The 25,716-nt window shown below is 70.6% G+C and carries 18 protein-coding genes; 3 read left to right on the top strand and 15 right to left on the bottom strand.

Going from position 1 to position 25,716, the window contains the following annotated elements; translation table 11 throughout:
* Positions 1-32: 32 nt before the first annotated feature.
* From OG746_RS28170 to proB, 4 genes are all read right to left on the bottom strand, one after another.
* Positions 33-614, bottom strand: coding sequence for an SCO2584 family spore wall biosynthesis protein (locus OG746_RS28170; protein WP_443063085.1), 582 nt, complete (start codon positions 612-614; stop codon positions 33-35).
* Positions 615-695: 81 nt separating this feature from the next.
* The gene (locus OG746_RS28165) at positions 696-1,982 is read right to left on the bottom strand and encodes a glutamate-5-semialdehyde dehydrogenase (RefSeq protein ID WP_266719706.1); all 1,287 of its coding nucleotides are present in this window, start codon (positions 1,980-1,982) and stop codon (positions 696-698) included.
* A 149-nt stretch (positions 1,983-2,131) separates the two neighbouring features.
* Positions 2,132-2,608, bottom strand: coding sequence for a DUF8830 family protein (locus OG746_RS28160; RefSeq protein ID WP_266719704.1), 477 nt, complete (start codon positions 2,606-2,608; stop codon positions 2,132-2,134).
* 167 nt (positions 2,609-2,775) lie between these two features.
* Positions 2,776-3,882 (bottom strand): glutamate 5-kinase, encoded by a 1,107-nt coding sequence (proB, locus tag OG746_RS28155; protein WP_266719702.1) that lies wholly within the window; start codon positions 3,880-3,882, stop codon positions 2,776-2,778.
* A gap of 306 nt (positions 3,883-4,188) precedes the next feature.
* Here proB and OG746_RS28150 point away from each other — a divergent pair, with 306 nt between their 5' ends.
* Positions 4,189-6,288 (top strand): hypothetical protein, encoded by a 2,100-nt coding sequence (locus tag OG746_RS28150; protein WP_266719700.1) that lies wholly within the window; start codon positions 4,189-4,191, stop codon positions 6,286-6,288.
* A gap of 477 nt (positions 6,289-6,765) precedes the next feature.
* On the opposite strand, the gene obgE is transcribed toward OG746_RS28150, so the two are convergent.
* The 4 genes from obgE to OG746_RS28130 all read right to left on the bottom strand — a co-directional run bounded on the left by obgE (position 6,766) and on the right by OG746_RS28130 (position 10,452).
* Complete coding sequence (gene obgE, locus OG746_RS28145) at positions 6,766-8,214, bottom strand: GTPase ObgE (protein WP_266719698.1); 1,449 nt, start codon at positions 8,212-8,214, stop codon at positions 6,766-6,768.
* 127 nt (positions 8,215-8,341) lie between these two features.
* A complete protein-coding gene (rpmA, locus tag OG746_RS28140) occupies positions 8,342-8,596 on the bottom strand; it encodes a 50S ribosomal protein L27 (RefSeq protein WP_266719696.1) in 255 nt (84 codons plus the stop codon).
* 14 nt (positions 8,597-8,610) lie between these two features.
* Positions 8,611-8,931 (bottom strand): 50S ribosomal protein L21, encoded by a 321-nt coding sequence (gene rplU, locus OG746_RS28135; protein ID WP_266719694.1) that lies wholly within the window; start codon positions 8,929-8,931, stop codon positions 8,611-8,613.
* Positions 8,932-9,117: 186 nt separating this feature from the next.
* Complete coding sequence (locus tag OG746_RS28130; RefSeq protein ID WP_266719693.1) at positions 9,118-10,452, bottom strand: phospholipase D-like domain-containing protein; 1,335 nt, start codon at positions 10,450-10,452, stop codon at positions 9,118-9,120.
* 324 nt (positions 10,453-10,776) lie between these two features.
* Here OG746_RS28130 and OG746_RS28125 point away from each other — a divergent pair.
* A protein-coding gene (locus tag OG746_RS28125; protein WP_443063169.1) for an IS5 family transposase occupies positions 10,777-11,723 on the top strand; the annotation gives its coding sequence in 2 pieces (ribosomal slippage) (positions 10,777-11,176 and positions 11,176-11,723; 948 coding nt in all).
* A gap of 183 nt (positions 11,724-11,906) precedes the next feature.
* Here OG746_RS28125 and OG746_RS28120 read toward each other — a convergent pair.
* From OG746_RS28120 to OG746_RS28110, 3 genes are all read right to left on the bottom strand, one after another.
* Complete coding sequence (locus tag OG746_RS28120; protein WP_266719692.1) at positions 11,907-15,917, bottom strand: Rne/Rng family ribonuclease; 4,011 nt, start codon at positions 15,915-15,917, stop codon at positions 11,907-11,909.
* Between the two features lie 249 nt (positions 15,918-16,166).
* A complete protein-coding gene (locus OG746_RS28115) occupies positions 16,167-16,970 on the bottom strand; it encodes a TIGR03936 family radical SAM-associated protein (protein WP_266719690.1) in 804 nt (267 codons plus the stop codon).
* A 46-nt stretch (positions 16,971-17,016) separates the two neighbouring features.
* Positions 17,017-17,856, bottom strand: coding sequence for a hypothetical protein (locus tag OG746_RS28110; RefSeq protein ID WP_266719688.1), 840 nt, complete (start codon positions 17,854-17,856; stop codon positions 17,017-17,019).
* A 123-nt stretch (positions 17,857-17,979) separates the two neighbouring features.
* Between OG746_RS28110 and OG746_RS28105 the strand changes: the two genes are divergently transcribed.
* Positions 17,980-18,564 (top strand): TerD family protein, encoded by a 585-nt coding sequence (locus OG746_RS28105; RefSeq protein WP_266719686.1) that lies wholly within the window; start codon positions 17,980-17,982, stop codon positions 18,562-18,564.
* A gap of 59 nt (positions 18,565-18,623) precedes the next feature.
* On the opposite strand, the gene OG746_RS28100 is transcribed toward OG746_RS28105, so the two are convergent.
* The 4 genes from OG746_RS28100 to mrdA form a co-directional block, all read right to left on the bottom strand.
* Positions 18,624-20,567: a TIGR03960 family B12-binding radical SAM protein gene (locus OG746_RS28100; protein ID WP_266719684.1), complete on the bottom strand. Its 1,944-nt coding sequence runs from the start codon at positions 20,565-20,567 to the stop codon at positions 18,624-18,626.
* Between the two features lie 41 nt (positions 20,568-20,608).
* A complete protein-coding gene (locus tag OG746_RS28095; RefSeq protein WP_266719682.1) occupies positions 20,609-22,162 on the bottom strand; it encodes a CYTH and CHAD domain-containing protein in 1,554 nt (517 codons plus the stop codon).
* Positions 22,163-22,248: 86 nt separating this feature from the next.
* The gene (gene rodA / locus OG746_RS28090; protein WP_266725480.1) at positions 22,249-23,394 is read right to left on the bottom strand and encodes a rod shape-determining protein RodA; all 1,146 of its coding nucleotides are present in this window, start codon (positions 23,392-23,394) and stop codon (positions 22,249-22,251) included.
* A 54-nt stretch (positions 23,395-23,448) separates the two neighbouring features.
* Positions 23,449-25,641 (bottom strand): penicillin-binding protein 2, encoded by a 2,193-nt coding sequence (mrdA, locus tag OG746_RS28085; RefSeq protein WP_266719680.1) that lies wholly within the window; start codon positions 25,639-25,641, stop codon positions 23,449-23,451.
* Positions 25,642-25,716: the final 75 nt, after the last annotated feature.

The raw sequence follows: 25,716 nt of genomic DNA, 5'->3' as shown, positions 1-25,716 counted from the left end.
CGGACCCCCGCGCGAGCGCCTCGAGCGCCCCCTCACGGGGTCCGCGGAACGGCCGAAACCGCCGGTTGCGAGTAGTCCGCGGAGGCGGAGGGCGAGCCCGGAACGTTCTTCTCCAGTTCGGTCGTCGCGGGCGGCGGGACCTCGTCCTGGCTGCCCGAGGACGCGCCCCGGTAGACGGCCGTGAAGGCGAGGGCGACCATGCCGATGCCCATCAGCAGGGCGAGCGCCCAGGCGACGGGCCTGCGCCAGCGGATACCGCCCGCTGGACGGCTTTCGCGGTCGCGCTCCTCCTCGTACAGCTCGTCCGACTCGTCCCCGTAGCAGCCGAATTCGCCGTCTTCGCCGCGGCCGTACCCGTCCACGTCGTCGTAGAACTCGTCGTCGGGCGACGGCCGGATGCGGGTCCTGCGGGACTCGGCCTCCTGGGCCTCGGCGCGCGCCTGCGCAGCGGCGAGCAGCCGCTCGACCGCGGTGGGCTCATGGACCTCGGCAGCCTTGATGAAGTCCTCGTCGAAGACCACGGAGGCGAACTCTTCGTCCCAGCCCCCGCGGTCGTGGTCGTCGTCGGGCTCCCAGCCGTCCGGGAACGGCGAGCCCCCCACGTCCTCCGGCACCCGTCCAGGGTAGACCGAAGGGGTCAATTTGGGCAGACGGTAAGGGAATTCACCACATGCGACCGTGCGCGTCGGCGGATGTCAGCGGGTGTGACCGTCGCCCGTGACGATGTACTTCGTGCTCGTCAGCTCCGGCAGCCCCATGGGTCCGCGGGCGTGCAGCTTCTGCGTGGAGATGCCGATCTCTGCGCCGAAGCCGAACTGGCCGCCGTCGGTGAACCGCGTCGAGGCGTTCACGGCGACGGTCGTGGAGTCGACGAGCTGCGTGAAGCGGCGGGCGGCCGCCTGCGAGGTCGTGACGATGGCCTCGGTGTGACCCGAGGACCACAGGCGGATGTGCTCGACGGCCCGCTCCATGTCGTCGACGACCGCGGCGGCGATGTCGTACGAGAGGTACTCGGTCTCCCAGTCGTCCGGAGTCGCCTCGACGACCTCAGCCTTCGACTGCGGGGCGTACGCGAGGATCCGCGGGTCCGCGTGCACGGTGACGCCCGCCTCGGCGAGCGCGTCGAGGGCGCGCGGCACGAACGCGTCGGCGATGTCCTGGTGGACGAGGAGCGTCTCGGCCGCGTTGCACACGGAGACGCGGTGCGCCTTGGAGTTGACGAGGATGTCGACCGCCATGTCGAGGTCGGCGTCGGCGTCCACGTAGACGTGGCAGTTGCCGGTGCCGGTCTCGATCACGGGGACGGTCGAGTTCTCGACGACGTTCTTGATGAGCGAGGCACCGCCGCGCGGGATCAGCACGTCGACGAGGCCGCGGGCCCGCATCAGCTCGGTCACCGAGTCACGGCTCTCGCCGGGCACGAGCTGGATCGCGTCGGCGGGCAGTCCTGCACCACCGACGGCGTCGCGCAGTACGCGCACAAGCGCGGTGTTCGACTCGTACGCCGATGAACTGCCGCGCAGGAGTACCGCGTTGCCCGACTTGAGGCAGAGGGCGGCGGCGTCGACCGTGACGTTCGGGCGGGCCTCGTAGATGATGCCGACGACGCCGAGCGGGACGCGGACCTGGCGCAGGTCGATGCCGTTCGGGAGGGTGTTGCCGCGCACGACCGTGCCGATCGGGTCGGGCAGGGCGATGACGTCGCGCACATCGGAGGCGATGGCGCGGATCCGCTCCGCGGTGAGCGTGAGGCGGTCGACGATGGCCTCGGAGGTGCCGGCCTCCCGGGCGCGCGCGATGTCCTTGGCGTTGGCCTCGATGATTTCCGCCGTACGCACTTCCAGTGCGTCGGCCATCGCACCGAGGGCGTCGTCCTTTTCCGCGCGCGGCAGCGAGGCGAGATCGTGGGCGGCGGACCTCGCGCGGTACGCGGTCTGGGTGACCGGGGTCATCGAGTCGTACGGGGTGAGCGGCAGCGTCATGCTCCGCAGGATATCGGGGGCCGGGGGGCGGTCCAGGGGGTGTTTCGGGGGGTGAGACGTGGCCGAAAACGGCCTGGGCCACAGGGGTGGGGGTTTCCGCCTCGTGAGGGTCACCTGTGCTTACGCGCGCAGTTCCCCGCGCCCCTTGGTCAGAAGGGGTGGACGCCGACGGGAGTGGCCGGCAAGGGGCCGTAGCCCTCGGCGATGCGTTGGTGGTAGGTCTGGCGGTCGATGACCTCCAGGCCGACGATTTCCCAGGGCGGGAGCTGCGACGTGCGGCGGTGTTCGCCCCACAGGCGCAGGGCCACCGCCGCCGCGTCGTGCAGGTCGCGGGCCTCTTCCCAGTAGCGGATCTCCGCGTGGTCCACCGCGTAGCGGCTCGTCAGCAGGAAGGGGTGGTCGTGCGCGAGCTGTTCGAGGCCGCGGCGCACCTCCGCGAGCGGCGCCTCCGCACCGGAGACGCTGAGCGTGACGTGCCACAGGCGGGGGCCCTCCTCGGCCCTCCCCTCGGCGGCCTCCCCCGCGGTCTCCTCGTCGTACGCGTCTCCCGCGGCCACGCTCGTCAGCGCCCGCTCCGCCGACCCTCGGGGCCCCTTGGACGCGACCCCCGGGCGCGCTCGTCTCACGACGGCCTCCTTTGCGCAATGGTCGTGCGGACCTTCCCCGGATGAACTCCCTGCCTCAAGAGTTGAGCAGGACACGGAGCTTCTTGGGGCGGTTTTGGGGAAGGTCCCCCACGGGTGGCAGGCTTTCGGCCTTTCACACAGGGGGTTTCGAAGGCGCGCGGCCCGTTTCAAGCCTGGAGGATGACCAAGTCGTCCCTGTGTACGACTTCCCGCTCATAGGCGGGACCGAGGTCGCGGGCCAGCTCACGCGTGGAGCGGCCGATCAGCTGCGGGATCTCCTTGGCGTCGAAGTTGACGAGCCCACGGGCGACCGCGCGCCCGCGCTCGTCGCGCAGCTCGACCGGGTCGCCCGCGCCGAACTCGCCCTCCACGGCCGCGATCCCGGCGGGCAACAGCGACTTGCGCCCCTCGACCACGGCCCGTACGGCACCGTCGTCGAGGGTGATCGCACCCTGCGGCGTCGAGGCGTGCTGCAGCCACAGCAGGCGGTCGGCGCTGCGACGGCCGGTGCGGTGGAAGTACGTGCCGGTGTCGCGGGCCGCGAGGGCGTCGGCGGCGTACGAGGCAGAGGTGAGGACCACCGGGATGCCGGCGGCCGCGGCGATCGAGGCGGCCTCGACCTTGGTGACCATGCCGCCGGTGCCGACGCCCGCCTTCCCGGCGGAGCCGATCTTGACGTGCGCTATGTCGGCGGGGCCGCGCACCTCGGCGATGCGGGAGCTGCCGGGCTTCGCGGGGTCGCCGTCGTAGAGGCCGTCGATGTCGGAGAGCAGCACCAGCAGGTCGGCGTGGACGAGGTGGGCGACGAGGGCCGCGAGCCGGTCGTTGTCGCCGAAGCGGATCTCGTCCGTGGCCACCGTGTCGTTCTCGTTGACGATCGGGAGGGCGCCCATCGCCAGGAGCTGGTCGAGGGTGCGCGAGGCGTTGCGGTGGTGGGCGCGGCGGGCCATGTCGTCGCTGGTCAGGAGGACCTGGCCGACGCGGACTCCGTAGCGCGCGAAGGAAGCGGTGTAGCGGGCGACCAGGAGGCCCTGTCCGACGCTCGCCGCGGCCTGCTGGCGGGCGAGGTCCTTGGGGCGGCGGGTCAGGCCCAGTGGGGCGAGTCCCGCGGCGATGGCGCCGGAGGAGACGAGGACGATCTCCTTCTCCCCGCCTCCGCGCTGCTTCGCCAGGACGTCGACGAGCGCGTCGACGCGGTCGGCGTCCAGGCCCCCCGCCGCCGTGGTGAGTGACGACGATCCGACCTTGACGACGATCCGGCGGGCATCCGCCACGCCCTGCCGTGACGTCCCCGACGCTGCCCCAGTTGTAGCCCCTGACATGCCTGGCAATGTACGTGACCTGCCCCTTCGACCGCTCTTGGGTTTCGAGGTACGGACAGGGCCGTGGACGCCGGGTAACCAAGAGAGGGAGTTGGTCCCTGTCCTTTCACGCCATTTGCCCTTGTTTCCCCTGCTTACAGGCCTGGAGGATTGCTAGGGGGCCACTGAAAGTCATACGGTCAGTGGTCAGCATTCCGCGAGGTGGACCTCCCCCACGGTCCCCCCACCCTCCGAGACCCCCTGCCAGGAGCCCAGCCCGTGCCCTCCGCCGGACGTGCCTCGCGCCGCCTCGTGCAGCTTTCTGCGCTGTTCACGATGTTCGCGCTCTATGTGGCCCAGCTCGTCAGCGCGCTCGTTCCGTATGTTCCCGTCTTCGTCGCCGCGAGCGCGGCCGGACTCGCTCTAGACACCTACCTGCAGTACAAGCAGCCGGGGCTGCTCTCGCTGCTCGGCAAGATCCGCTTCGACGTCACGGTGCGGCAACTGCTGCGCGACATGCTGATCTTCGTCGGTCTGCTGCGCATCAGCGGTATCAACCCGCTCGACGAGCAGGCTCCGCTGCTGGTCATGGTGCTCGCGATGTACCTGCTGCACTTCGCCTGCCAGGCGGCCGCGGTCCTGGTGCGCCGCTCCCGCACGCTGCCGATCGTCACGCGCAACATCGACGCGTCCGCGCTGAACCTGTGCGCGTCGCCGCCGCGCCTGCTCGCCCGGCGCGCGGCCCACCGCCTGCTGACCTTCGCGATCCCGTCCACCATCGGCCTGGTGATCACCGCGGCGACGACCAACGCCGTGTGGGGCGTCATCGGCATCGGCGTCTCGATCGCCCTGTTCCTCTTCGGCACGGTCTTCCTCGGTACGTGGCTGCTGCCGAAGAAGCGTCCGGTGAGCGACGCCAAGGTCATGGAGTGGCTCGACAAGTGGCTGGCCGATTACCGGCCGACCGTCGGCATGTACTTCTCCGGCGGCACCACCTCCGCGTACCAGGCGAACATGTGGCTCTCCACGCTCGCCGCGGTCGACGGCAAGCCGCTGATCGTGCTGCGCGAGCGCTTCATGGTGAACAAGATCGACGCCACCGATGTGCCGATCATCTGCTTCCCGAAGGTCGCCACGATGTTCTCCCTGGAGAACTCGACGCTGAAGATGCTGCTGCACCCGGCGAACGCCGCGAAGACCTCGCAGGTCCTGCGCATCCCCACGATCAAGCACGCGTTCACCAACCACGGCGAGTCCGACAAGCTCTCGTCCTGCAACCCGTACGCGAAGGCGTACGACGAGGTGTGGGTGGCCGGTCCCGCGGCGCGCGACCGCTACCAGCTCGCCGACGTCGGCGTCGACGACCGGGACGTCGTCGAGGTGGGCCGCCCGCAGCTGGCGCCCATCAAGCTCGCGGACGGCCCGGCGACAGGCGAGTACACGACGGTCCTGTACGCCCCCACCTGGGAAGGTTGGGACGGCAACCCGGGCAACACGTCCGTCATCCTGGCCGGCGAGAACATCGTGCGGCACCTGCTCGCCGACCCCAAGGTCCGGCTGATCTACAAGCCGCACCCGATGACCGGTTCGCAGGTCCCCGCCGCTGGTGAGGCCAACAAGCGCATCATGGCGATGATCGAGGAGGCCAACACCCGCCGCTCCGGCGCGCGTCCCGGCCCCGAGGCCGCCGTCGAGCTCGAGCGCCGCGCCGAGGCGCTGAACGAGCTGACCTCCACCAAGTTCCGCAAGGGCACGGACGAGCAGGAGCGGATGATGCTCCAGGGCCGGCCCGACGGGGACCGGGCGGCGGCGGTGGCCGAGGCGACCGAGGCGTGGGAGGAGGCGTACTGGGCGTCGTTCCCCGAGTGGGAGCACCTGATCATCACCCAGGCGCGGCCCGCGATCTTCACCTGCTTCAACGCGGCCGACGTCCTCATCTCCGACGTCTCCTCGGTCGTCTCCGACTGGCTGAGCAGCGAGAAGCCGTACGCGGTGGCCAACACGTCCGGCCTCACGGAGGACGAGTTCCGCACCGGTTTCCCGACCGTGCGTGCCGCGACGGTCCTCGCGCCCGAGGCCACGGAGGTCCCCGAGCTGCTCGCGGTCGTCCGCGGCGAGGCGGAGGACGCCCACGCCGAGGCCCGCGCGGCCCTGAAGGAGCACCTCCTCGGCCCCTCGGACCCGCCGTCCATCGACCGCTTCAACGTCGCCGTACGCGCCCTGTGCGCCAAGGCCGACGAGCGGCGTGCGCGGATGGCGGCACGTGGCGAGGACGAGGTACCGCCGACCCGTGAGGACTCCGTCGAGGAGGCTGCGGCCGAGGCGGAGGCCGCGGAGGCGGCGACCGAGTCGGAGCCGGAGGACACGGTGACGGCGTAACGCCTTTGCGGCGCGCGTGCGGAGGGGCCCGGGAGACGTCTCCCGGGCCCTTCCGCGTGTGCGCCGCCCCCGTCCCCTACGCCTCGGGGCTCCGCCCCGACCCCTGCGAGGGGCGGGAGGGTAGGAGATGACCGGGCAACGGCGCAGCCGGAGAGAGACCGGCGCCGCGCGACGAGCGCAGGGGCAACCACCCCGGCAAAGCCCCAGGACCCCGGTGCCATGCACCCACCACCACTGGCTCCGACCCCGGACCTGGACCCGGACCAGGCCCCAGCCCACCCCCACCCCAACAACAAAGCGGACCGCACCCTTCGGTGCGGCCCGCCCAGATGTCCCGGTCGCCGGAGGCCTAACGTCCCGGTCGCCGGAGCCCGGACGCCCCGGTCACCGGAGGCCAAACGTCCCGGTCCCCGGAGCCCGGACGCCCCGGTCCCCGGAGGCCAAACGTCCCGGTCGCCAGAGGCCAAAGACTAAAGACTAAAACGGCTCGAAGTCGTCGTACTCCTGCTGGGAGTCGTCCCGCTCCGCCTGCCGGTCACGGCGACGCTGCGCCGCCGGCCGGGGCGCCTCCATACGGTGGTCCTCGCCACGCCGCCCGAGCATCTCGGCGCCCGCCATCATCGTCGGCTCCCAGTCGAAGACGACCGCGTTGTCCTCGGGACCGATCGCGACGCCGTCACCGTGCCTGGCGCCCGCCTTCATCAGCTCGTCCTCGACACCGAGACGGCTGAGCCGGTCGGCGAGGTAGCCGACGGCCTCGTCGTTGTTGAAGTCGGTCTGCCGCACCCAGCGCTCCGGCTTCTCGCCGCGGACGCGGAACAGCGGCTCGCCGTCGGCGTCCTCGCGCTTGACGGTGAAGCCCGCGTCGTCCACGGCCTTCGGCCGGATGACGACCCGGGTCGCCTCGTCCTTCGGCTTGGCGGCACGCCCCTCGGCCACCAGCTCGGCGAGCGCGTACGACAGCTCCTTGAGGCCCTTGTGGGCGACGGCGGAGACCTCGAAGACGCGGTAGCCGCGCTCCTCCAGGTCCGGGCGGACCATGTCGGCGAGGTCCTGGCCGTCGGGCACGTCGATCTTGTTGAGGACGACGAGGCGCGGCCTGTTCTCCAGACCCGCGCCGTACTCCTTGAGCTCCGCCTCGATGATGTCGAGGTCGGAGACCGGGTCGCGGTCGGACTCGAGCGTCGCCGTGTCGAGGATGTGCACGAGGACGCTGCAGCGCTCCACGTGCCGCAGGAACTCCAGGCCGAGGCCCTTGCCCTGGCTGGCGCCGGGGATGAGGCCCGGGACGTCGGCGATCGTGTAGACGGTCGAGCCGGCCGTCACCACGCCGAGGTTCGGGACCAGCGTCGTGAACGGGTAGTCCGCGATCTTCGGCTTGGCGGCGGAGAGCACCGAGATCAGCGAGGACTTGCCGGCGCTCGGGTAGCCGACGAGCGCCACGTCCGCGACGGTCTTCAGCTCCAGCTGGACGTCGCCCTCGTCGCCCGGCACACCGAGCAGCGCGAAGCCGGGCGCCTTCCGGCGGGCCGAGGCGAGCGCCGCGTTGCCGAGGCCGCCGCGACCGCCCTGTGCGGCGATGTACGTGGTGCCCTGGCCGACGAGGTCGGCGAGCACATTGCCCTGCTTGTCGAGGACGACCGTGCCGTCCGGCACCGGCAGGACCAGGTCCTGGCCGTCCTTGCCGGAGCGGTTGTCGCCCGCGCCGGGCGCACCGTTGGTGGCCTTGCGGTGCGGCGAGTGGTGGTAGTCGAGCAGCGTCGTGACGTCCTGGTCGACGACCAGGATCACGTCACCGCCACGGCCGCCGTTGCCACCGTCCGGGCCGCCGAGCGGCTTGAACTTCTCCCGGTGAACGGAGGCACAGCCGTGGCCCCCGCTACCCGCGGCGACATGAAGTTCGACGCGGTCCACGAAGGTGGTCATGGTTCAGTGCCTCCAGAAACGTACGGAAATGTCTCTACTTCAACACGCGAAAGGCGGACCCGCTTCCCCGATGGGGAAGTGAGGTCCGCCTCGCGAAAAAATCCAGGTCAGAAAGCCCTCAGGCGTTTCAGACGACCGGGACGATGTTCACGACCTTGCGGCCACGGTGAGTACCGAACTCCACCGCACCGGCGTCCAGCGCGAACAGGGTGTCGTCCTTGCCGCGGCCGACGCCGTTGCCCGGGTGGAAGTGGGTGCCGCGCTGGCGGACCAGGATCTCACCGGCGTTGACGGCCTGACCGCCGAAGCGCTTCACGCCGAGCCGCTGAGCATTGGAATCGCGCCCGTTCCGAGTGGACGATGCGCCCTTCTTGTGTGCCATCTTGTCTCAGTCCCTTACTTCGCAGCCGTGGGGATACCGGTGACCTTGATCGCCGTGTACTGCTGGCGGTGACCCTGGCGACGGCGGTAGCCGGTCTTGTTCTTGTAGCGAAGGATGTCGATCTTCGCGCCCTTGTGGTGGTCCACGACCTCGGCCTGGACCTTGATGCCGGCCAGCACCCACGGGTCGCTGGTCACGGCGTCGCCGTCGACAACGAGCAGCGTAGAGAGCTCTACGGTGTCGCCAACCTTGGCGGTGGGAAGCTTGTCAATCTCAACGATGTCGTCGACAGCAACCTTGTGCTGACGACCACCGCTGCGCACGATGGCGTACACGCGGATCTCTCTTTCGCTCGGAACGGAACGCCCGCAGTCCAGCCGCACGAGGCAGCCTCTCCCGGATTTCACGAGGAACTCCGGGAGGAAAAAGGTTTACGGGAGTAAGGCGCATCGATGGACACGCCGACGGTCAAGGTTACGGGGCGCCCCACAGAAGGGCAAACCGGCCCCTGACCGACGGGCTCACGTGGTCTTGACCTCACCGTCCTGCGGGAGCACCTTGACGCCCTTGCACAGGTTCGTGTTGTCCGAGGCCCCCGGGTACGCGACGCCCCACACCTTGTTGAAGTGCTGCACGTACGTGTCGTGCACGGAGTCGTCGTCGATCTTGACGTACGCCTCGTCGTTCTCGCGCAGCGCCGGGTTCGAGGCGTTCTGCGAGCCGGTGAACGTGATCTTGTTGCGCGCGCCGTCGTACATGCCGTCGATCGCCACGTACTTGGTGTGGATGATGAACGGCGTCCCGAGCTTCGCACCGCCGGGGTTCAGCGGGTCCCGGTTGTCGTTGTAGCAGCGCAGCGGCGGGGCGCCGGTGGTGTGCATCGACTTCCAGGTGCCGCTGTCGGACGTCGCGTACTCGATCTGGACCGTGCAGCCCGCCTTCTTCAGCGAGACCAGCTTGTCGGCGATGGCCTGCCGGGTGATCTGGAAGACCGCAGCGCGCACGATCGTCTTCTTCGTGGCGCCGGTCGCCGCGTCCTTGTAGGTGCACGAGACGTTGTTGAGCACCGAGTGCAGCGTGTCCGTGGAGTTCGTGGTGCCGGCCCGCGGGAAGAAGTACGCCTTGTAGTGGCCGTTGCTGACCGTGCGGTAGTCCCAGTTCGCCCAGTCCTTGACGACCATGTCGTCGAAATAGTCCGCGTACGCGCCGTACAGGACCGGGTTGTTGGGCAGCTGGAGCGCGTCGTTGAAGAACCTCGTGCTCGCGGACGGCGTGGAGTTCGCCGTGGTCTGCACGACGACGTTCGTGGCGCCCTCGACGGCCGAGAACAGCCAGAACTTGTTGTGCATGATCGACTTCCCGAACTTCGGGTCGCCGAGGCAGGACTTGTTCGTGGGGCACAGCGACACGAAGGACGGGTTGGCGCGGCTGGTGCCGAACAGCGCGACCAGCTGCGAGTACACCGTGTTGTCCGGCCGGTCCGTCTTGCTCGTCGAGTCGAGCAGGATCTGTACGCGTACGCCGCGGTCCCTGGCGCGCTTCAGAGCGTCGACGATCGTCTGCTCCCACACGTGGTACACGGCGACCTTGATGGTCGAGCCCGGCAGCGCCGCGTCCGTCAGCTCGACGAGCCTGGTGCGGATGGCGTACTGCTCCTGGGCGGTGCCCAGCGGATCGTTGAAGATCGGCCCCTCGGTCCAGGTCCTGGCCTCGTCCGCCTGCGCGGTTCCCGCGGCGACCCCCGCCTGCACTCCCGCCGCCGAGAGCACGGTGGCCAGGGCCACCATCTGCCGTCCGGCCTTGACCGGCTTCACGGCACGGTGTCTGCCCGTGCCTCTGAGACGCACGTGCGCCATCGCATTCCCTCCCCTGACACGAGTACGCGTCTCCCCAACGCCCACCCATGTCCTTCACCTGTATGACTGCATGATTTTTACAGGCAGTTGGCCGCGCACCAAGAGGCAGGGGGCGAATCGAGCGCTCTTCGAGACCTCTCACGTCGCCCACGTCGCCGAAAACCACGGCAATGACCGACTTGCCCGTACATACGGCGACGCCCCGCACAGCAGCGCTGTGCGGGGCGTCGTCACTCGGTCCAGGCGGAGCCTCAGGCCCTAGGTCGTTTCTGATGGCTCTTGCTGGGTGGGTGGATCAGTGCGGGTGCTGGGCATGCGGGTCGTATGGTGCGACGCCATGAACTGACGGACGCGCAGTGGCAGAAGATCGAGTCGCTGTTGCCGGGAAACGGTGCCCCGGGTGGGCAGTGGGCGGATCACCGCCGAGTCATCAACGGCGTACTGTTCCGGGCCCGTACCGGGGTGCCGTGGCCGGATCTGCCCGAGCGGTACGGGCCGTGGCAGACCGTCTATGAGCGCCATCGCCGCTGGTCGGCCGACGGAACCTGGCAGCGGATCCTGACAGAGCTGCAGATCGAGGCCGCCGCGAGCGACCCGGACGGTGCCCTGGCCCGCACGGCGGCGAAGGAGGCCGAGTGGGCGGTGAACATCGACTCCACGTCCTGCCGGGCTCATCAGCATGCGGCCGGGGCCCGGCACCGGCCGCCGGGTGACTTCCCGCAAAAGGGGGCGGGGCGCGTGTGGAGGCCGATGGACGCGAGGCACTGGGACGTTCCCGGGGCGGACTGACCAGCAAGGTCCATTTCCTGGCCGATGACCGGGCCCGCCCGCTGGTCTGGCAGACCTCGCCCGGCCAGCGGGGCGACAACCCCATGCTCGTCCCGGTACTGGAGTGCCTGCGGATCGCCCGGCGCGGGCCGGGGCGGCCCCGCACCCGCCCGGACCGGCTCCGCGGAGACAAGGCCTACTCCAGCCGCGACACCCGCGCCTACCTGCGCGGACGGCACATCAAGGTGACCATCGCCCAACCCGAGGACCAACGCAGCAACCGTCTGCGGCGGGGCCGGGCCGGCGGCCGGCCTCCGGCCTTCGACACAGGCCAGTACCGCCGCCGCAGTGCCGCCGAACGGTGCGTCAGCAAGTGGAAGCAGTTCCGTGCGGTCGCCAGCCGTTACGACAAGCGCGACTACATCTTCAACGGCACCCTGGCCGTCGCAGCAGTCGTCATCTGGCTCCGCGACACCGTCCAAGAGCCATCAGAAACGCCCTAGGGCCTGTCCGGCGGGTCATGCCGAGGGACGCAGGGCCTGGCACGCACATCTGCGGCGTTGTCGTCAATCACCATCGCTCCGCGATGCCTCAATCCTCCGCCTTGCAGCTGCACGCACCAGGTCCTGCTCACCGGCACCGGCGGGTCAAGGCCACCCAATTCGGCCTGACCCGCCGGACAGGCCCTAGTCGGCCGCGGCCGAGACGGACGGCAGCGACTGCTGCTCGGCCGCCGCGGTCTTCTTCGCGGTCGTCTTCTTGGCCGTCGTCTTCTTGGCGGTGGTCTTCTTCGCCGCCGTCGCCTTCTTGGCCGTGGTCGCCTTCTTGGCAGCCGTCGCCTTCTTGGCGGCCGTCTTCTTGGCAGCCGTCTTGGGGGCGGCCTCGTCGGTCGCGGCTTCGTCGGTCGCGGCCGTCTTGGCGGCAGCCGTCTTGGGCGCGGCCGTCTTCTTGGTGGCGGCCTTCTTCGCCGTCGCCTTCTTGGCCGTCTTACGGGCGGCCTTCTTGGCGGCGGGCGCCTCCTCGGCCTCCTCCGGCGCGGGCGCCTCGGCGGCCTCGTCCGAGGCCGAAGAGACGACCACGACGGCCGTGTCCTCAGTGGTGGTGGTCGGGGCGGTCGCCTTGCGGACGGCGCGACGGCGCGGGCGGGCCGGGGCCGCGGCCTCGGTCACCTCGGCCTTCGGCGCCTCGGGCTCGACGGCCTTCGGCTCCTCCACGGGCTCGGCCTTGACCGGCTCCGTGACGGTCACCGCAGCGGCCTCCTCCGAGGAGGCCTTCGGGGAACCGGCGGGAGCGGACGCCTTGCGCGTGGCACGGCGGCGCTGACGGGGCGCGGGGGCCTCGTCCTGCACGGGCTCGGGCGCGGGGACCGGGGCCGGCTCGGCGGCCTTCGGCTCCTCGACGACCGGCTCGGGCGCCGGAGCCTCGGCCTCAGCGGCCTTCCGCTCCTCCAGCTTCGCGGCCCGCTCGGCCCTCGACTTCCTGCCGGACCTCGCCGGCTTCTCGGCCGCCTCCGCCTGCGGGGCACCGGCCGGGGCCGACGCCTTGCGCGTGGCGCGGCGACGCGAGCGGCCACGACCCGCGGCGGCCTCGGCCTCCGCGGCGCTGGAGTACAGCTCCTCGTCCGCAACGAACTCCGGCTCGGGCAGCGCCGCCGGGGCGGCCGCCTCCGCGGCGACCTCGGCCTCGCTCTCGGGCTCGGACTGCTCCGCGGCCGGAGCCTCGTGCGTCTCGTGCTGGTGGTCCGCGCCGTTGCCGCCGCGGCCGCGCTTCTTGCGCTTGCCACCGCCGCCATTGGCTGCGGGCTGCTCCATGTGCACGATGACGCCGCGGCCGTTGCAGTGCACGCAGGTCTCGGAGAAGGACTCCAGGAGGCCCTGGCCGACGCGCTTACGGGTCATCTGGACCAGGCCGAGCGAGGTGACCTCGGCGACCTGGTGCTTCGTACGGTCCCTGCCCAGGCATTCGAGCAGGCGCCGCAGCACCAGGTCCCGGTTGGACTCCAGGACCATGTCGATGAAGTCGATGACGACGATGCCGCCCAGGTCGCGCAGCCGCAGCTGGCGGACGATCTCCTCGGCCGCTTCGAGGTTGTTCCTCGTCACGGTCTCTTCGAGGTTGCCGCCCTGGCCGGTGAACTTACCGGTGTTGACGTCGACGACGATCATCGCCTCGGTCTTGTCGATCACCAGGGAGCCGCCGGACGGCAGCCACACCTTGCGGTCGAGCGCCTTGGCGAGCTGCTCGTCGATCCGGTACGTCGCGAAGACGTCGACCTCGGACGTCCACTTGGACAGCCGGTCCGACAGGTCGGGCGCCACGTGGTTGACGTAGCCGTGGATGGTGTCCCACGCCTCGTCACCGCTGACGATGACCTTGGAGAAGTCCTCGTTGAAGATGTCGCGCACGACGCGGACGGTCATGTCCGGCTCGCCGTACAGCAGGCTCGGCGACGACGTCGAGATCTGCTTGGACTTCTTCTGGATGTCCTCCCACTGCTCCTGCAGACGCTCGACGTCGCGGCGCAGCTCGTCCTCGCTCGCGCCCTCGGCGGCGGTGCGCACGATGACGCCCGCGTCCTCGGGGACGATCTTCTTGAGGATGGTCTTCAGGCGCGCGCGCTCGGTGTCGGGCAGCTTGCGGCTGATGCCGGTCATCGAGCCCTCGGGCACGTAGACCAGGTAGCGGCCGGGCAGCGAGACCTGGCTGGTCAGGCGGGCGCCCTTGTGGCCGATCGGGTCCTTGGTGACCTGCACGAGCACGGACTGGCCGGACTTGAGGGCGGTCTCGATGCGGCGCGGCCCGTGGGCCATCCCGAGCGCCTCGAAGTTGACCTCACCGGCGTACAGGACGGCGTTGCGGCCCTTGCCGATGTCGATGAAGGCGGCCTCCATCGACGGCAGCACGTTCTGGACCTTGCCCAGGTACACGTTGCCGACGTAGGAGGTCGACTGCTCCTTGTTGACGTAGTGCTCGACGAGGATGTCGTCCTCGAGCACGCCGATCTGGGTGCGCTCGCCGTGCTGGCGGACCACCATGACGCGCTCGACGGCCTCGCGGCGCGCCAGGAACTCGGCCTCGGTGATGATCGGGACGCGGCGGCGCCCCTGCTCCCGGCCCTCGCGGCGGCGCTGCTTCTTGGCCTCCAGACGCGTGGAGCCCTTGATGGACTGCACCTCGTCCGAGGACGTCGACCGCTCGGCCTTCTCTTCCTTCTTGCGCGGCTCGCGGACCTTGACGACCGTGCGCTCCGGGTCGTCGGTCGGCTGCTCGCCGTCGGAGCCGTTGTCACCGGCGCGACGGCGACGGCGACGGCGGCGACGGCTGCTGCTCGAACCGCCGGAACCGGCGGAGTCGTCGCGCTGCTCGTCGGACTCGGACCGGTCGTCGTCGGACTCCTCGGCGGCCGGCTCGACGTCGTCGTCGGACTCGTTGTCGTTCTCGGCGTCGTTGTCGATGTCGCCGGACTCGCCGCGGCGACGGCGACGGCCACCCCGGCGACGGCGGCGGGCCGGGCGGTCCCCGTGCTCGTCCTGCTCGTCGTTCTCCTCGGCCCGCTGGTCCTGGACCTCGGGCTCGGTCTCGGGCTCGGGCTCGGTGACCTCGGCGTCCTTGGCGGCCTCGGCCGCGGCGGGCTGCTCGTCGGAGGCGCGACGGCGGCGACGACGGCGCGGCCCCTGCTCCTCCTCGACGACGGCGGCGGCCGGCGTGGGCTCGGGCGCGGACGTGGGCGCGGGCTCGGGCTCGGGCTCGGGCTGCTGCTCGACGGCGGCCTCGGCCGCGGCAGCGGCGGCGGCGCGCTCCGGCGTCTGGAACATCGGCTCGGTGAAGACCGGGGCCTGGAACGTGGCGACGGAGGCGCGCTTCGGGCGCGTCTCGTCGGCCTGCTCGTCCCGGCCGGCCCGCGCCGGCTTCGATCCGGACTTGGCGGACTTCGCAGCCTTGGTGGCCCTGGTGGCCTTCGGCTCGGCGAAACCACCGGCGGCCTTACGGGTGGCGCGGCGCCGGCGGCGCGGCGACTCGTCCTCGGCGTTCTCGGCGTTCTCGGTGTTCCCAGCGGACTCCGGGGTCTCCACGGTCTCGGCCTCCGTCGTCTCGGCGGCGATGGCATCGGAGATCTCGGGCGGACCGGCGGGCGCGCTGGGCGCGGAGGCGCCACGAGTGGCACGGCGACGGCTGCGACGCGGGCCGGAACCCTCGTCGGCGACCGGCTCCGGCTCGGCGGCGGGCTCAGCGGCGGCCTCGGCCTGCGGCTCCTCGGTGGAGGCGGCCGGGGCGTCCGGGGTCGACACGGTGCGGGTGGCGCGGCGACGGCTGCGGCGCGGGGCCGCGGGCTCCTCGGCGGCGGCCGGCTCCGGCTCGGCAACGGGCTCGGCGGGCTCCGCCACCACGGTCGTCGTCTCTGCCTGCTCGGCGGGTGCACCGGTGGGCGCGGAGGCGCGTCGGGTCGCGCGGCGGCGCGGGCGGCCGGCGGGCGCCGGGGCCTCGGTCGCGGAAGTCTCGGGGGTCTCGACGGGCGCCTCGGCGGCGGCCGGAGTCTGGGTGGCAGTGGCCGGTATGGCCACTGCGGCGTCCTCGGTGCCTGCGGTCGCCGCTACCGGCGGGCCCGCGGGGCGCGACGCGGCCCGGCGCCGACGGCGCGGGGGCAGGGTGTCGCTGGGGCTGTCCAGCTGAGGGTTGGTGGCTTCGGTCTCGGGCATGCGGGTGGATCTCCCGTCGGGCCTCCGGGCGCCGCGCCTGATCCGTGACCGGTGACGTCTGCGGCTCACGCGCATCATGTCGAGCGCGGTGCCGCCGGTCCGGGGCGCGGGCGCCGCACGGAGGCTCTCTGTCTGTTCTCGCCGGTTCCGGTACGCGATGTACGTACGGCCTGGCGAAAGTCCTTGGGGTGGGTGCGCTGCCCGACCCAGATGGCTCCCGAGTACAAGGGCGGCGCTACGACGACCGCCTTACGCGGGACCTTCCACGGCAGGCGCCGTCGCGGTGGCAGTTCCTGCGGCCGCCTTTTGTGGGGCGGCCCGGTCTGCCTCGCGGTCGAGCGCGAGCGGGTCGGTCACCGTGCCTGTCTCTGCGTCGAAAAGCCCCTGCGCCAGCCTGGTCACCGCTGCGGGGACCGGCGGCGCCAGGTCGGCCACGGCGCGAAGACCGGACAGGACGTCGTCGGGTCGTACGGCAGGCGTCACGTGCCGAACAACCAGCCGCAGTATCGCACAGGCCGACTCGCTGGGCCTATCAGCCGGACCAGCCGAAACGTCGGAGACCTCGAGCGCGTCCAGACTGACGACGGCCTCACGGGCGTCGAACGTCCGGATCCCGCTCTTTGTCTTCCTCTGTACCTCGACGGTCTCGGCGGCGCGGAACGCCTCCGCGGCGCGCGCGGCCTCCTCGACGCTCACGCCGTCGAGCCGCAGCTCCCACACGGAGGCGGTGAGCCGGTCGGCGAGGCCCGAGGTGCGGGCCTCGACGGCGTCCACGATGTCGAGGCCCGTGGGCATCGACTCGTCGAGGAGAGCCCTGAGCTTCTCGGGGTCGCGCGGCGCGGTGAGCGCGATCTCCAGGTACTCGGCCTCACTGCCCGTGCCGGTGGGTGCGGCATTGGCGTAGGACACCTTCGGGTGCGGCGTGAACCCCGCCGAGTACGCCATGGGTACCTCGGCGCGGCGCAGCGCACGCTCGAAGGCGCGCTGGAAGTCACGGTGGCTGGTGAACCGGAGGCGGCCGCGCTTGGTGTAGCGCAGTCGGATGCGCTGCACCGCGGGTGCGGGCGGCGGGCCTACGGGCTGTCGCTTGCCCAGTGTCCTAGTCCTTAATGAATGCGTTCTTCGTGCGTGCGGTCGTACTGCTGTCAAGACTACGTCCCTGCGCGCCGCCGGGTTCCCGCCGGTCGCTGACCTGCGGTTCAGGCCGCGGCGCCGCCCCGAACAGCACCCGGCGCACGTCGGTCCGTGCCTGCCGGGCCGCTGCGCGGACGCTCGCGGCGACGCGCGCGACGGGCCGCAGCACGTAGTCGCGCACGACGTGCCCGACCGGGGTGAGCACGGTGCGGTACACCCAGCGCAGCGGATCCACGATCAGCCACCGCAGCGCCCGGCCGACGGCACGGGACACATACCCGGCCACCCGCCAGGCAACCCGCAGCGCGTCCCAGATCTCGCGCCCGATGACGCCGAGCACCCGGCCGACCGGCACGAGGACGTAACGCCACACCGCGAGCAGCGGCACCACGACCAACACCCGTACGAGCCAGGCGAGTCCACGACCGATCGGCACCAACACGTAGTCCCGCAGCGCCCTTCCGACGGGCGCGAGGACATGGACGTACAGCCACACCGCGGGGACGACCAGCAACACCCGCCCGAGCCACCGCAGTCCGCGCCCGACGGGCGCGAGCACGTAGCGCCACAGCATCAGGCACGGCCACACAAGGAGTCCGTACAGCACCCATCCGATCGCCCGCGCGAGCGGCAGCAGCAGCCATCTGCCCACGAAGCGGCCGACCGCCACGAGCGCGTCCCACACGAGGCGCAGGGGCACCACGAGGACGACCATCACGATCCGCAGCGGCAGCCGGATCGCGGCAACAAGGCAGCCTTCGGGGGCCGGTTCAGGGGCCGGTTGGGGGCGCTTCTCCAAGTCCATGTCTCTCCAGACGCTCGCGACGCCTTCGCGGATGCGGCCCGGCGTGGCCCGCCCTATTCGCACGTCGTATCTTCGGGGAAGTCTGCAAAACCGCAGTTCTACCTGTAGGGGGAGGAATTACGCATGATCACGCTGACGAAGGAAGACGGCCCCGCCGACCTGGACGGAGTGACCCATCTGTCCATCGGGGTGTCCTGGGACCCCACCGCCGGCAGCAGCGGAGGCGTCCTCGGCGCGCTGCGCCGCAAGCAGGGAACGGACCTCGACCTGATCGCCATCGCGATGCAGGGCGGCGATCCGGTGCGCCTGGCCGGCCTCGACTCACTGGACCCGATGGGCAACGGCGCCCTCATCCACAGCGGCGACAACCAGACCGGCAAGGGCGACGGTGACGACGAGACGGTCACCGTCGAGTTCTCGCGCCTTCCGCAGCAGATCACGTCGATCGTGTTCGTGGCCGCCGCGTACAAGAAGGGCAGTTCGTTCCAGAAGGCCCGCAACATCAGCTTCAAGGTGTACGACGCGACGGGCGGCAGCACGCAGCAGGTCGCCGACATCTGGCCGAGCCTGATGACCAGCGACAACGGCTGCGCGGTCGCCAAGGCCATGCGCGTGGGCAGCTCCTGGAAGCTGGAGGTCATCAACACGCCGGGCAAGATCAAGCAGGGTGACGAGCGCGCCCTGATGCGGTTCGCCGCCGGACAGTAGCCCAAGTACCGCGAAGGGGCGGCCGGTTGGAGAACCGGCCGCCCCTTCGGGGTTGCGCGCTACTTGACGACGGTCAGCGGCAGGAGCTTCTTGCCCGTCGGGCCGATCTGGATGTCCGTGTCCATCGCCGGGCAGACGCCGCAGTCGAAGCACGGCGTCCAGCGGCAGTCGTCGACCTCGGTCTCGTCGAGCGAGTCCTGCCAGTCCTCCCAGAGCCAGTCCTTGTCGAGACCGGAGTCCAGGTGGTCCCAGGGCAGGACCTCCTCGTACGTGCGCTCACGCGTCGTGTACCAGTCGACGTCCACGCCGTACGCGGGCAGCGTCTTGGCGGCGCAGGCCATCCAGCGGTCGTAGCTGAAGTACTCGCGCCAGCCGTCGAAGCGGCCGCCGTCCTCGTAGACGGCGCGGATGACGGAGCCGATGCGGCGGTCACCGCGCGAGAGCAGTCCCTCGACGATGCCGGGCTTGCCGTCGTGGTAGCGGAAGCCGATGGAGCGGCCGTACTTCTTGTCGCCGCGGATCTTGTCGCGGAGCTTGGCCAGGCGCTCGTCCGTCTCCGTGGAGCTGAGCTGCGGCGCCCACTGGAACGGGGTGTGCGGCTTCGGGACGAACCCGCCGATCGACACCGTGCAGCGGATGTCGTTGCCCGCGACCTCGCGGCCCTTGGCGATCACGTTGGCCGCCATGTCCGCGATCTGCAGGACGTCCTCGTCGGTCTCGGTGGGCAGGCCGAGCATGAAGTACAGCTTCACCTGGCGCCAGCCGTTGCCGTACGCGGTCGCGACCGTACGGATCAGGTCCTCTTCGGAGACCATCTTGTTGATGACCTTGCGCATGCGCTCACTGCCGCCCTCGGGGGCGAAGGTGAGGCCGGAGCGACGGCCGTTGCGCGTCAGCTCGTTGGCGAGGTCGATGTTGAAGGCGTCCACGCGGGTCGACGGGAGGGACAGGCCGATCTTGTCCTCCTCGTACCGGTCCGCCAGGCCCTTCGCGACGTCACCGATCTCGGAGTGGTCCGCGGAGGACAGCGAGAGCAGGCCGACCTCTTCGAAGCCGGTCGCCTTGAGACCCTTGTCGACCATCTCGCCGATGCCGGTGATGCTTCGCTCCCGCACGGGGCGCGTGATCATGCCGGCCTGGCAGAAACGGCAGCCGCGGGTGCAGCCGCGGAAGATCTCGACGGACATCCGCTCGTGGACGGTCTCCGCGAGCGGCACGAGGGGCTGCTTCGGGTACGGCCACTCGTCGAGGTCCATGACGGTGTGCTTGCTGACCCGCCACGGGACGCCCGACTTGTTCGGCACGACGCGGCCGATGCGGCCGTCCGGCAGGTACTCGACGTCGTAGAAGGCCGGGATGTAGATGTTCCCGGTCTTCGCGAGACGGAGGAGGACCTCCTCGCGTCCGCCCGGACGCCCCTCGGCCTTCCAGCCGCGGATGATCTCGGTCATGTCGAGCACGGCCTGCTCACCGTCGCCGATGACCACGGCGTCGATGAAGTCGGCGATCGGCTCGGGGTTGAAGGCCGCGTGGCCGCCCGCGAGGACGATCGGGTCCTCGACGGTGCGGTCCTTGGACTCCAGCGGGATGCCGGCCAGGTCGAGCGCGGTCAGCATGTTCGTGTAGCCGAGCTCGGTGGAGAAGCTGAGCCCGAAGACGTCGAAGGCCTTCACGGGGCGGTGCGAGTCGACCGTGAACTGCGGAACCTTGTGCTTGCGCATCAGTTCCTCGAGGTCCGGCCACACGCTGTACGTGCGCTCGGCGAGGACGCCCTGGCGCTCGTTGAGCACCTCGTACAGGATCATGACGCCCTGGTTGGGCAGGCCGACCTCGTACGCGTCCGGGTACATGAGCGCCCAGCGGACGTCGGTCTCCTCCCACGGCTTGACCGTGGAATTCAGCTCACCGCCGACGTACTGAATCGGCTTCTGCACATGGGGCAGCAAGGCTTCGAGCTGCGGAAAGACAGACTCCACCGTCGAGGCGGCGGCATCGGCAGGCATAACCGTTGACCTTCGTGAGCTGACAGGGGTGACCATCTAGCCTAACCCGCCGAAAGCTCCCGCCTCTCCGCCCTTGCCCAGACCCCCGGCAGCTCGCGCTCACGGTCGGCGGCGGCCGCCTGCTCCTGCCCGTACAGCAGGCCCCACGTGAACGCGGTCTCCCCCGCCCCGTGCGCCTGGATCCCCAGCTGGCGCAGGGCCTCCCGGGCGACGACGGAGTCCTGGTGATCACCGAGCACGCTCTGTACGCCCTTCATGCGCTTGGCGAACTTCTTCGCCTGCTTGCCGAGGACGGGCCGCGCCGCCTCCCCGGCGTAGCGGGCGCGCTTGGCGGCCTTGCGGGCTTCGTGCAGCGCGACGTCGCGGCGCGTGCCCGGTTCCAGGGACAGGGCGTGCTCGACGCGGGCGGCGAGGCGGGCCTTGTCCTTGCGGGCGGCCTTCGCCAGGACCTCGGCGGCGGGCTTGTCGGCGGCGGGCAGCAGCGGCGGCTCTGCGAGCAGCGCGTCCAGGCTGTTGAGCAGGGCCATGTACCGCTTGCCGTCGAGTACGGCGACGGTGTGGCGGCGCGAGCCGTGGCGGCGGGCGACGGCCCAGATCCGCAGCCGGCCACGGACCGGGCCGAGCAGCAGCGTCCTGGGCACCGCGTCGATCCGCCCGGTGAGCCGCTCGGTGAGCACCTCGCGGTCCCGGTCGATGCCCAGCTCGGCCGCGAGCCACTTCAGCTCCTCGCCGACGGACCCGGTGACGGCCGGGTCGAGCACCTTCTTGTACGTCTTGAACGCGCTGCGCATCCGGCGTGTGGCCACGCGCATCTGGTGCACCGAGTCCGGCAGATCGCGGCGCACGGCGGGGTCGAGCTCGACGAGGGCGTCGCGCTGGGCGCGGAGGCGGGCGAGGACGCGGGCGCCCGCGGTGTCCGGGCCCGGGGTGTCAGGGGTGTCCGGTTCCGCTCCGGCTCCGGCGGACGTCTCCGGATGCGTACGTTGCTCGGCCCCGGTCTCCTCCAGGGCGCGGGCCAGCTTCGACGCGGAGGCGGACCGCTCGACGCCCGCCTTGCGCAGCCGCTTCTCGACCTTGCCGAGGAAGGCCGGGTCGGCGCCGTCCGCCAGTTCGACCTCGATCTCGGTCCAGGCGGTGGCCCGCTCCCCGTCGGCCCGCTCGGCGCGCACGGCGTCGACGCACACCTCGGCGAGCAGCGAGCCGTCGGCGTCGGTCAGGTGGGACACGTCCCGCGACGAGCGGAGCCGGACGACCGGGATGAGCTCGTCGCCGCGGACCCGGGAGCGTACGAGGCCCGCGAGGGCGCGCGGCAGGGTGTCGGACGGCGGGGCCTGCACCTCGTCGCGGACGCCCTCGCTCAGTGAGACCGGCAGTTTCAGGTGCCAGCCCGCGTCGGCGCCGCCGCTGCGGTGGCGCAGGGTGATCCTGTCCTCGGCGAGGCGCTGGTCCTCGGTGTCGTAGTAGACGGCGTCGAGTTCGACGACGCCCTTGTCGATGACGGCCGATACACCTGGGACCTTGAGCAGGTCGGGCAGCCGGAAGTTGTCGGTCGGGGCGTCGTACTTTCGCTCGATCTCGCGCTTTGTCTCCGCCATAACCCGAATTTAGACGTCACCGGCACCGGGGCCAAGGTCTCGGGGCGCTGCCCCGGACCCCGCTGCTCGATCGCCGCAGGGGCTCGTCATGCCGACATCGGACGTTGCACCTTGATCGATTGCAGCAGCCCGACCGCCACCCACACCGCGAACATCGATGAACCGCCGTACGACACGAACGGGAGCGGGAGGCCCGCCACCGGCATGATGCCCAGCGTCATGCCGACGTTCTCGAAGGCCTGGAAGGCGAACCAGGCGATGATGCCCGCCGCGACGATCGTGCCGTACAGCTCGCTCGTGCCGCGCGCGATCTTGCACGCCCGCCACAGCACCACGCCGAGCAGCAGCAGGATCAGGCCCGCGCCCAGGAAGCCGAGTTCCTCACCGGCCACCGTGAACACGAAGTCCGTCTGCTGCTCCGGCACGAACTGGCCGGTGGTCTGCGAGCCGTGGAAGAGGCCCGCGCCGGAGAGGCCGCCCGAACCGATCGCGATGCGCGCCTGGTTGGTGTTGTAGCCGACGCCCGCCGGGTCGAGCGCGGGGTTGGCGAAGGCCGCGAAGCGGGCGATCTGGTAGTCGTCCAGGACGCCCAGCTTCCAGACCGCCACCGCGCCCGCCGCGCCGACGCCGATGAGCCCGAGCACCCACCGGTTCGAGGCGCCCGACGCGAGCAGCACGCCGAGCACGATCATCACCATCACCATGACGGACCCGAGGTCCGGCATCAGCATGACGATCATCATCGGGACGGCGGCGAGGCCGAGGGCCTGCAACACCGTGCGGTGGTCGGGGTGTTCGCGGTCGCCCGCGTCGACGCGGGTCGCCAGCAGCATCGCCATGCCCAGGATGATCGTGATCTTCACGAACTCGGAGGGCTGGAGGGAGAAGCCGCCGGGGAAGAGGATCCAGGCGTGCGCCCCGTTCACCGTGGCGCCGAGCGGGGTGAGGACGAGGAGCACGAGGAAGACGGAGATCCCGTACAGGATCGGCACCGCCGTGCGCAGCGTCCGGTGCCCGAGCCAGATCGTGCCCGCCATCAGCGCGACGCCGATGCCGGTGTTCATCAGGTGCCGGAACAGGAAGTAGTACGGGTCACCCTGGTTGAGCTCGGTCCTGTTGCGCGTGGCCGAGAAGACGAGCGCGGCGCCGATGAACGACAGCGCGATCGCCGAGAGCAGCATCGGCCAGTCGAGCCTGCGCACCACCGAGTCGCGGGCCATGAGCCGCGTCATGGTGGAACGCTGCGGCCCGTAGCCGGAGACGGAGAAGCCATTACCGGCCACCGGTCAGTCCCTCCTGCTGTTGCCGTACGAGGAGGTGGGCAGCGTCGCCGCCAGCTCCTGCTGGGCGGGCGTCGTGTCCTTGCCGGGCTGGAACGGCTTGATCTCCGGGGCGTCGATCGAACCGTCCTTCTGGATCTTCGGCAGGCTCTTCTCCGGCTCGGGCAGCAGGGCCTTCTTCTTGTTGATGCCGCCCTTGTTGTCGACGCCGTAGAGCGCGTCGTAGATCTTGCGGACGGCGGGGCCCGAGGCTCCGGAACCCGTACCACCCTGGGCGATCGTCATGACGACCGAGTAGTCCTTCGTGTACGTCGCGAACCACGACGTCGTCTGCTTGCCGTAGACCTCGGCCGTGCCGGTCTTGGCGTGCATCGGGATCTTGTTCTGCGGCCAGCCGCCGAAGCGCCAGGCGGCGGTGCCCCGGGTCGCCACGCCCGCGAGGGCCTGGTCGATGTGGCGCTGGGTCTGCTTCGTCATGGGCAGCTTGCCCTGCGCCTTCGGCGCGATCTCGCTGACCTGCTTGCCGTCGGGGCTGATCACGGCCTTGCCGACCGCGGGCTGGTAGAGCGTGCCGCCGTTGGAGATGGCGCCGTAGATCCTGGCCATCTGGATCGGGGTGACGAGCGTGTCGCCCTGGCCGATGGAGTAGTTGACCTCGTCACCGGCGCGCATCACGTTGCCCTGGCGGCAGTTCTCCCAGTTGAGGCGCTCGACGTAGGTGCCGTCCCGCTTGCCGCCCTTGCACCAGGCGTCCTTGTTGGCCTTCCAGTACTGCTGCTTCCACTTCCGGTCGGGGACCCGGCCGTTGACCTCGTTGGGGAGGTCGATGCCGGTCTCCTTGCCGAGACCGAACTGGTGGGCCGTCTTGTAGAACGAGTCGTCGGTGTTGACGCCGGCCTTGGGGTGGATGCCGCCGAGCTTCTGCCACTCCTTGTGGGCGATGCCGTAGAAGACGGTGTCGCAGGAGACCTCGAGGGCGCGGCCGAGGCTGATCGGGCCGAAGTTCTCCGACTCGAAGTTCTTGAAGACCTGGCTGCCGATCGAGTACGAGCTGGTGCACGGGTAGCGGCCGTTGAACGGGTAGCCGGCGTTGACCGCGGCGGTGCTGGAGATGACCTTGAAGATCGAGCCGGGCGCCGACTGGCCCTGGATCGCCCGGTTCAGCAGCGGGTAGTTGGACTTCTTGCCGGTGAGCTTGGAGTAGTCCTTGCCGGAGATGCCGCCGACCCAGGCGTTCGGGTCGTACGTCGGGTTGGAGGCCATGGCGACGACGCGGCCGGTCTTGGCCTCCATCACCACGACCGAGCCGGCGTCGGCCTTGTAGTTCGTGCCGGTGTTCTTGTCGAACTCGTGCCGGGCGGCCTTCATCGCCGCGTCCAGCTCCTTCTCGGCGACGGACTGCACGCGGGCGTCTATCGACGTGACGACGTTCGCTCCGGGCTCGGCCTTGTCGCTCTCGGCGCGGCCGATGACGCGGCCGAGGTTGTCGACCTCGTAGCGGGTGACGCCGGCCTTGCCGCGCAGGTCCTTGTCGTACGTGCGCTCCAGGCCGCTGCGGCCGACCTGGTCGGAGCGCAGGTACGGCGAGTCGGAGTTCTTGGCCTTCTCGATCTCCGCGTCGGTGACCGGGGAGAGATAGCCGAGGACCTGCGCGGTGTTGGAGCCGCCGGGTCCCGCGTAGCGGCGCACGGCGGTGGGCTCCGCGGTGATGCCGGGGAAGTCCTCGCTGCGCTCGCGGATCTGCAGGGCCTGCTTGGGCGTGGCCTCGTCGGTGATCGGGATCGGCTGGTACGGCGAGCCGTTCCAGCAGGGCTGCGGCGTCTTCGCGTCGCAGAGCCGGACCTTCTCCTGGACCTGCTTGGGCTTCAGCCCGAGGACCTTGGCGAGCTTGGCGAGGACGGCCTTGCCGTCGTCGTCCATCTTCATCAGGTCGGTGCGGGAGGCGGAGACGACGAGCCGGGTCTCGTTGTCGGCGAGCGGGATGCCGCGGGCGTCGAGGATGGAGCCGCGGGTGGCGGGCGTGACCACCTGCTGGACGTGGTTCCCGGACGCCTCCTTGGCGTACTCGTCGCCGTTGCGGATCTGGAGGTACCAGAGGCGGCCGCCGAGGGTGAGCAGGAGGGAGAGGACGAGGATCTGGAGGATGATGAGGCGGATCTGGACGCGGGGTGTCCGGCCCGTCTCGGGGATGTTGGTCACTGTGGCGTGCTCCCCCTCTCAGTACGAGGACGTGTACGAGTACGAGTAGGTGTACACGCCGAAGCTGTGCGTGCC

The organism is Streptomyces sp. NBC_01016, assembly GCF_026341035.1.
Lineage (GTDB): Bacteria > Actinomycetota > Actinomycetes > Streptomycetales > Streptomycetaceae > Streptomyces.
This window is presented reverse-complemented; position numbering and strand designations above follow the sequence as displayed.

Excerpts from the sequence above, each read along its gene's own strand:
- OG746_RS28165 (WP_266719706.1), bottom strand. The coding sequence starts at position 1,982 with ATGACGCTGCCGCTCACCCCGTACGACTCGATGACCCCGGTCACCCAG.
- obgE (WP_266719698.1), bottom strand. The coding sequence starts at position 8,214 with ATGACCACCTTCGTGGACCGCGTCGAACTTCATGTCGCCGCGGGTAGC.
- rpmA (WP_266719696.1), bottom strand. The coding sequence starts at position 8,596 with ATGGCACACAAGAAGGGCGCATCGTCCACTCGGAACGGGCGCGATTCC.
- OG746_RS28130 (WP_266719693.1), bottom strand. The coding sequence starts at position 10,452 with ATGGCGCACGTGCGTCTCAGAGGCACGGGCAGACACCGTGCCGTGAAG.
- OG746_RS28120 (WP_266719692.1), bottom strand. The coding sequence starts at position 15,917 with ATGCCCGAGACCGAAGCCACCAACCCTCAGCTGGACAGCCCCAGCGAC.
- OG746_RS28110 (WP_266719688.1), bottom strand. The coding sequence starts at position 17,856 with ATGGACTTGGAGAAGCGCCCCCAACCGGCCCCTGAACCGGCCCCCGAA.
- OG746_RS28105 (WP_266719686.1), top strand. The coding sequence starts at position 17,980 with ATGATCACGCTGACGAAGGAAGACGGCCCCGCCGACCTGGACGGAGTG.
- OG746_RS28100 (WP_266719684.1), bottom strand. The coding sequence starts at position 20,567 with ATGCCTGCCGATGCCGCCGCCTCGACGGTGGAGTCTGTCTTTCCGCAG.
- OG746_RS28095 (WP_266719682.1), bottom strand. The coding sequence starts at position 22,162 with ATGGCGGAGACAAAGCGCGAGATCGAGCGAAAGTACGACGCCCCGACC.
- rodA (WP_266725480.1), bottom strand. The coding sequence starts at position 23,394 with ATGACGCGGCTCATGGCCCGCGACTCGGTGGTGCGCAGGCTCGACTGG.